The following is a 6,257-nucleotide window of genomic DNA, read 5'->3' as shown; positions in this document are numbered from 1 at the left end:
AGCGTACCTCTTCCCCAGGTATATGCCCCGAAATCAATTTCTTCATTCGTATACCACTCGCCAGGCAGATTAAATTCTGTCTCGTCTTCACTTTCACACGAAGTAAAGCCAACCAATAAAGTCAGCATCATCAAGATACCTGCATATCTCTTTATCATTTTCATAATTCTCTAGTTTATTGCGTTTATTAATACAAAATTAGCATTTTATATTTACTATACATCACAAGCCACAAGTTTTTTGTACCTTTGCAAAGATAATATTAAATTTTCCACATGAAACTTCTTTGGCTTGATTTAAATAGTTCGTACGCTCATTCTTCGCTGGCATTGCCAGCCTTACATGCCCAGATAGCAAATAATACAGACATTGAATGGTGTACGGTCTCCGCCACTATCAATGAAAATACCGGTAGTGTCGTCAATCAAATCTACCGCCATCAACCGGATATCATTGCAGCTACCAATTGGCTATTCAATCATGAGCAACTCCTGCACATCGTTTCACGCGCAAAAGCATTACTACCTCACTGCTGTGTTATACTCGGAGGTCCCGAGTTTTTAGGAGATAATGAAGCTTTCTTATATAAAAACAAATTTGTAAGCGGAGTGTTTCGCGGAGAAGGCGAAGAAGTATTTCCTTTATGGTTAAAAGTGTGGAATCAGCCAAGAAAAGAATGGAAATCAATCACAGGACTCTGCTATCTGGATGAATCGGAAGCATACCATGACAACGGGCTCGCCCGTGTCATGAACTTTTCCGAATTAGTCCCTCCTGAAGAGAGCCGTTTCTTCAATTGGAGCAAACCCTTTGTGCAATTAGAAACTACCCGCGGATGTTTTAACACCTGTGCCTTTTGTGTCAGTGGAGGTGAAAAACCGGTTCGCACCCTATCTCTTGAAGCAACCCGGAAACGTCTTGACGTGATACACCAACACGGAATCAAGAATGTACGGGTACTGGACCGCACTTTCAATTACAACAACAAACGGGCAAAAGAATTACTAAATCTATTCCGCGAATACCCGGATATCTGTTTTCATCTGGAAATTCATCCTGCACTCCTTTCTGATGAACTCAAACAGGAATTAGCCACCCTTCCTAAAGGACTGCTGCACCTGGAAGCCGGAATTCAAAGCCTTCGGGAAAACGTGCTTGAACAAAGCCGGAGAATAGGAAAACTCTCCGATGCTCTGGCCGGACTCAAGTATCTATGTTCACTTGAAAACATGGAAACCCATGCCGACTTAATAGCAGGGCTCCCACTCTACCATCTATCAGAAATTTTCGATGATGTCCGTACTTTAGCAGAATATGGCGCAGGAGAAATCCAACTGGAATCCCTCAAATTACTTCCGGGCACCGAAATGAAAAGAAGAGCGGACGAATTAGGCATACAGTACTCTCCACTCCCTCCATACGAAGTTCTTCAAACTCGTGAAATCAGCGTAGATGAATTACAGACAGCACATTATCTGTCCCGCCTGTTAGACGGTTTCTATAATACCCCAACTTGGCGAAGCATCACACGGATACTCATTCTCGAAAACCCTCATTTTATACATGAGTTACTCGATCATTTAGTTCAAACAGATGTGATTGACACCCCTCTTAGCCTGGAAAAAAGAGGATTAATCCTCTATGACTTCTGCAAGAATCATTATCCCGACTACCTGACACAAGTCAGCATTGCATGGATAGAAGCGGGTATGTCATTAAAAAAAGCTCCGGCAGAAAAAGTAAGAACCAAAAGACAGCTACCACCTGAAAGCTGGGAAATAGAATACGGAGCATATCGCGAGAATCTACGATTATGTTTCCTTCCCACCGATGAAGAAGGACATGGTTACTGGTTTGGTTTTGAGTCGGAGATTCAGAAGATACAACCGGTTTTCAAGGCTAAAAAACTATCATAAATAAAAGAAAAGTATTCTCATATTATGTGAAATTATTATTAGTCGCTAATCGTTTAGAGCAGCATTTCCTGTTTTCCACCGTCCATACAATAAACTTTACTAGCACAGTGTATGGACATTCGAAAATATCAATTCAATATTTTTTGCCTATTATTGTTCCCCTTATCCGCAACAGGACAAGAATGGAACAAACAGGATTCATTGAGACTTCAGCAAATGCTGGAATCCGATCAGGAGATCAAGATAAATAGAAAGTTTATCGAAAAAGTAGAGCAAAACATGTACTCTCGAAAACCATTTGTAGATTTTGATCCCACACTACCGACTTTAAAATCTTCCATGATTTTTTCGAAACCTTCCATTCGCACTTATCAGACATTCCTAAAACCGGGTTCCACCTTTTTACCCACTTACTCCTGGTTAAGAATAAACAAGAATCTTGTGCTGCACAGTAAAAGTAATTTTGCAGAAAATTCCAGTTGCTTTCATATCCAAAGCCAAATAGAATATAATTTATCTCCCAAATGGTCTCTCAACATATATGGCGTACAAAACCTTGATACCCGAAAACACCGAGGCCTCCCTTCCGAAGTGGAACCCACCCAATTGGGTAGTAATGTTGTTCTCAAAATAAATAAAAACTGGAAAATTAAAACAGGGGTACAATACCAATACAATGTCCTCCGCAAAAGATGGGAATGGATACCTCAAATTAGTGTTTCATACGAATGGTAACCCGTGCCGACAATCAGGAATCGAAAAGTTTTAGAAAACAAGAAAGCATATTTTCCATTTATTCTCGTACCTTTGTCATACGATTAAATATGCTATAATAATGAAGAACTTTATCAAGGGATTCCGGTTTACCCCCTCTAATTATCCGGCAGAAGTAGAAGCAAAAATACAGAAATACAGAAAGCAAGGTTATAAACTTCCACCGCGCAAAGTACTCCGTACTCCCGAGCAACTGGAAGGTATCCGGGAAAGTGCCAAAATCAATACTGCACTGCTGGACTATATTTCAGAGAATATCCGGGAAGGCATGTCCACCGAAGAAATTGATGTGCTAGTGTATGATTTCACCACCAGTCACGGTGCCATCCCTGCCCCACTCAACTACGAAGGATTTCCCAAAAGTGTCTGTACCAGCATCAACGATGTAGTGTGCCACGGAATACCCAATAAAAATGAGATTCTGAAAAGCGGAGATATTATCAATGTAGATGTTTCCACCATTTACAAAGGATATTTTTCCGATGCATCCCGTATGTTTATGATTGGAGACGTCAACCCTGATATGCAAAAGTTAGTACAGGTAACCAAAGAATGTATGGAAATAGGAATTGCTGCCGCACAACCCTGGAAACAGCTGGGTGATGTAGGCGCCGCCATCCAGGAACATGCAGAAAAGAACGGATTCAGCGTAGTCCGTGATCTCTGCGGACATGGTGTAGGGATGCAATTCCATGAAGAACCGGACGTAGAACATTTCGGACGCCGGGGCACAGGCATGATGATCGTGCCGGGCATGACCTTCACCATCGAACCTATGATTAATATGGGAACCTACGAAGTGTTTGTAGATGATGCCGACGGATGGACTGTCTGTACCGACGACGGACTACCTTCCGCCCAATGGGAAAATATGATTCTGATTACTGAAACCGGAAACGAAATTCTGACATATTAATGGAACTGATTCTACTTATTGTTATTGCCGTGTTAATGATAGTCCTACTTGTATTATCACTAACCAAAGGCAACAATCAAACTCAAGCAGAACAATTACAAATAGCCTTGCGCCAGCAAATGCAGGAAAACCGGGAAGAACTGAACCGCAGCATCCGAGAACTTCGCATGGAAATGACGCAAACGCTGAACCAGAATATGCAACAGCTCCAAGATGTTCTGCACAAGAATATGATGACTACCGGAGAACTGCAACGACAGAAATTCGACATGATGGCCCGCCAGCAGGAAGCATTACTGAAATCCACCGAGAAACGACTGGATGATATGCGCCTGATGGTGGAAGAAAAGCTCCAGAAAACCCTGAATGAACGTATCGGTCAATCATTCGAAATCGTCCGTTCGCAACTTGAGAACGTGCAAAAAGGACTGGGAGAAATGAAATCTCTCGCCCAAGATGTCGGCGGACTAAAAAAGGTATTGAGCAACGTAAAGATGAGAGGAACGTTCGGCGAAGTCCAACTGGGTGCACTCTTAGAACAAATGATGAGCCCCGAACAGTACGATGCCAATGTCAAAACCAAAAAGAGCGGAACCGAATTTGTAGAATTTGCCATCAAGCTTCCGGGAAAAGATGACGCCAACAGCACCGTCTACCTCCCCATCGACGCTAAATTTCCGAAAGATGTATACGAACAATATTACGATGCATTCGAAGCGGGAGACGCAGCATTGATGGAATCGTCCGGCAAGCAATTGGAAAATACAATCAAAAAGATGGCAAAAGACATCCATGATAAATATGTAGACCCGCCTTTTACCACAGATTTTGCCATCATGTTCCTCCCGTTTGAAAGCATATATGCCGAAGTAATCCGACGTACCAGTCTCATCGAAACACTCCAAAAGGAGTATAAGATTGTAGTTACAGGTCCGACAACATTAGGCGCCATCCTCAACAGTCTTCAGATGGGATTCCGCACACTGGCTATCCAAAAACGTACCGGAGAAGTCTGGACCGTATTGGGAGCTGTCAAAACAGAATTCAGTAAATTCGGAGGATTACTTGAAAAAGTACAAAAGAACCTGCAAAGCGCCGGTGACCAACTCGAAGAAGTCATGGGAAAACGAACACGTGCCATCGAACGCAAACTGCGGCAAGTGGAACAGTTGCCACACGAAGAAAGCCAAAAGATTCTCCCTATTGACGTAGAGGACGATTTGACAGATTACTAACTGATATTATTTAGGCACGGATTACACGATAAACACAGAAAGAAAATAAACTTATCCGTGCAATTCGTATAATCCGTGCCTAAAAAATCAAAGAAAGTGTTTCGACACACCTCGACACTAAACAGAAAATGCTCTACAACATTTCCATATCACGTCAATCCGCATAACTCCGCAAAGCCAAATTCTTCACCCAAAGAACGAAGATACCCGTCAGAATCAGATTCAATACCAGAGTAAGCACTGAAATAACCAATGCCGGACCACCCAAGTTATATCCCAATGCAATGAAAATGATTCCGGCCCCTACCTCACCACGGGTAAACATACCGATGGAAAGAGCCAGTCGCTCACTTAATTTCCGGTCACGATAGAAGAACATCGGACAAAGCTTTCCTATATTCGACAATAAAGAGACAATCACCACATGAAACATAATCATTCCCCACGACATCATCTCCTGTGATCCCGTTACAGAATAAGAACCTGCATGAGTCTCCGCAAAGTTCACTCCGATAAAATGCGGCATACTCATTCCCACCAGAAACATGAAGAAAAATGAAATCCCGGTAGACACCTTTCGTTCCACAGGTGTGTCATGTTCCTTATGTTTCATAATCATACCCAGAACAAATGCCGGCAACAGGACTTCAATATGAATACTTCCCTCGTCCCCATACAATTCTTTACTCCCCAGATACAGTATTTGAGTAGCCAGAAATATAATCACTGAATAAAAGAGGATAGCCTTCCAGTCCTGACGCCAATCATACTTATTCAATCTTTGCCAGCCGATCGACAATAACAAGAACACAATCACCACCACAATAATCAACTGCCAGCGCAGCCCAATCATCATAATCTGAAGAGGAATCATTAAAAGAATCGTATCCAAGTCATCGAAAATTGCCAATACCTGTATTTTCTTATAAATCCAACTGGACTTCAGTCCGATAGCCGCCAACATCGTAAACAGAATACCGGCTGATGTAGGTGCAGCAAAACGGCTTAACAATAAATTCTCCTTCCATGCTTCCCAACTATTCCAAAACTCGGGCGGAAGCAAAATAAACACATAATAAATGGCAATCATAAACCACGGTAAAGCAGCCGTAGCCATGGCTATAAAATAATCTTGAGCGTAACTTTTCCACCGTGTTTTATCAAGGACGAACTCACGGCCTACATTAATCATTATAAAACTAAGACATACATAGAGTAGTACATTCGATATGGATTTAACAGCTCCATACCCATCTCCTGCCATCATCGGCAGGAATTGCGAAACCACGAGCCCCAACATCAGGAAGCCCGAAAAAGACAGAACTTTTCTCATATTTATAGTTGTTTGTTGCTAAAAAGTAATTGCCAAGGAAAGCTCTGCAGACAGAAGGCAATCACCTGGTGTATTAAAAACTA

5 protein-coding genes are annotated in these 6,257 nt (G+C 42.1%); 4 read left to right on the top strand and 1 reads right to left on the bottom strand.

The features are described 5' to 3' along the window. Positions 1-275: 275 nt before the first annotated feature. The 4 genes from ACT8YW_RS21295 (at position 276) to ACT8YW_RS21280 (ending at position 4,841) form a co-directional block, all read left to right on the top strand. Complete coding sequence (locus tag ACT8YW_RS21295) at positions 276-1,916, top strand: B12-binding domain-containing radical SAM protein (RefSeq protein WP_195580597.1); 1,641 nt, start codon at positions 276-278, stop codon at positions 1,914-1,916. 111 nt (positions 1,917-2,027) lie between these two features. Further along, positions 2,028-2,651 (top strand): DUF4858 domain-containing protein, encoded by a 624-nt coding sequence (locus ACT8YW_RS21290; protein WP_004309212.1) that lies wholly within the window; start codon positions 2,028-2,030, stop codon positions 2,649-2,651. Between the two features lie 100 nt (positions 2,652-2,751). Next, positions 2,752-3,606 carry a type I methionyl aminopeptidase gene (gene map, locus ACT8YW_RS21285; protein WP_004295607.1) on the top strand — a complete coding sequence of 285 codons (855 nt, stop codon included), beginning with the start codon at positions 2,752-2,754 and terminating at the stop codon, positions 3,604-3,606. Further along, the gene (locus tag ACT8YW_RS21280) at positions 3,606-4,841 is read left to right on the top strand and encodes a DNA recombination protein RmuC (protein WP_004303563.1); all 1,236 of its coding nucleotides are present in this window, start codon (positions 3,606-3,608) and stop codon (positions 4,839-4,841) included. Before map ends, ACT8YW_RS21280 begins: the two co-directional genes overlap by 1 nt. Positions 4,842-4,995: 154 nt before the next feature. Here ACT8YW_RS21280 and ACT8YW_RS21275 read toward each other — a convergent pair whose 3' ends face one another. Next, positions 4,996-6,174 (bottom strand): hypothetical protein, encoded by a 1,179-nt coding sequence (locus tag ACT8YW_RS21275; RefSeq protein WP_008648161.1) that lies wholly within the window; start codon positions 6,172-6,174, stop codon positions 4,996-4,998. Positions 6,175-6,257: the final 83 nt, after the last annotated feature.

The sequence above is a fragment of the Bacteroides sp. genome, assembly GCF_052357945.1.
Lineage (GTDB): Bacteria > Bacteroidota > Bacteroidia > Bacteroidales > Bacteroidaceae > Bacteroides.
This window is presented reverse-complemented; position numbering and strand designations above follow the sequence as displayed.

Bases quoted from the DNA above. Each gene is read 5' to 3' on its own strand.
- ACT8YW_RS21280 (WP_004303563.1), top strand. From the start codon at position 3,606: ATGGAACTGATTCTACTTATTGTTATTGCCGTGTTAATGATAGTCCTA.
- ACT8YW_RS21275 (WP_008648161.1), bottom strand. From the start codon at position 6,174: ATGAGAAAAGTTCTGTCTTTTTCGGGCTTCCTGATGTTGGGGCTCGTG.
- map (WP_004295607.1), top strand. From the start codon at position 2,752: ATGAAGAACTTTATCAAGGGATTCCGGTTTACCCCCTCTAATTATCCG.
- ACT8YW_RS21290 (WP_004309212.1), top strand. From the start codon at position 2,028: ATGGACATTCGAAAATATCAATTCAATATTTTTTGCCTATTATTGTTC.
- ACT8YW_RS21295 (WP_195580597.1), top strand. From the start codon at position 276: ATGAAACTTCTTTGGCTTGATTTAAATAGTTCGTACGCTCATTCTTCG.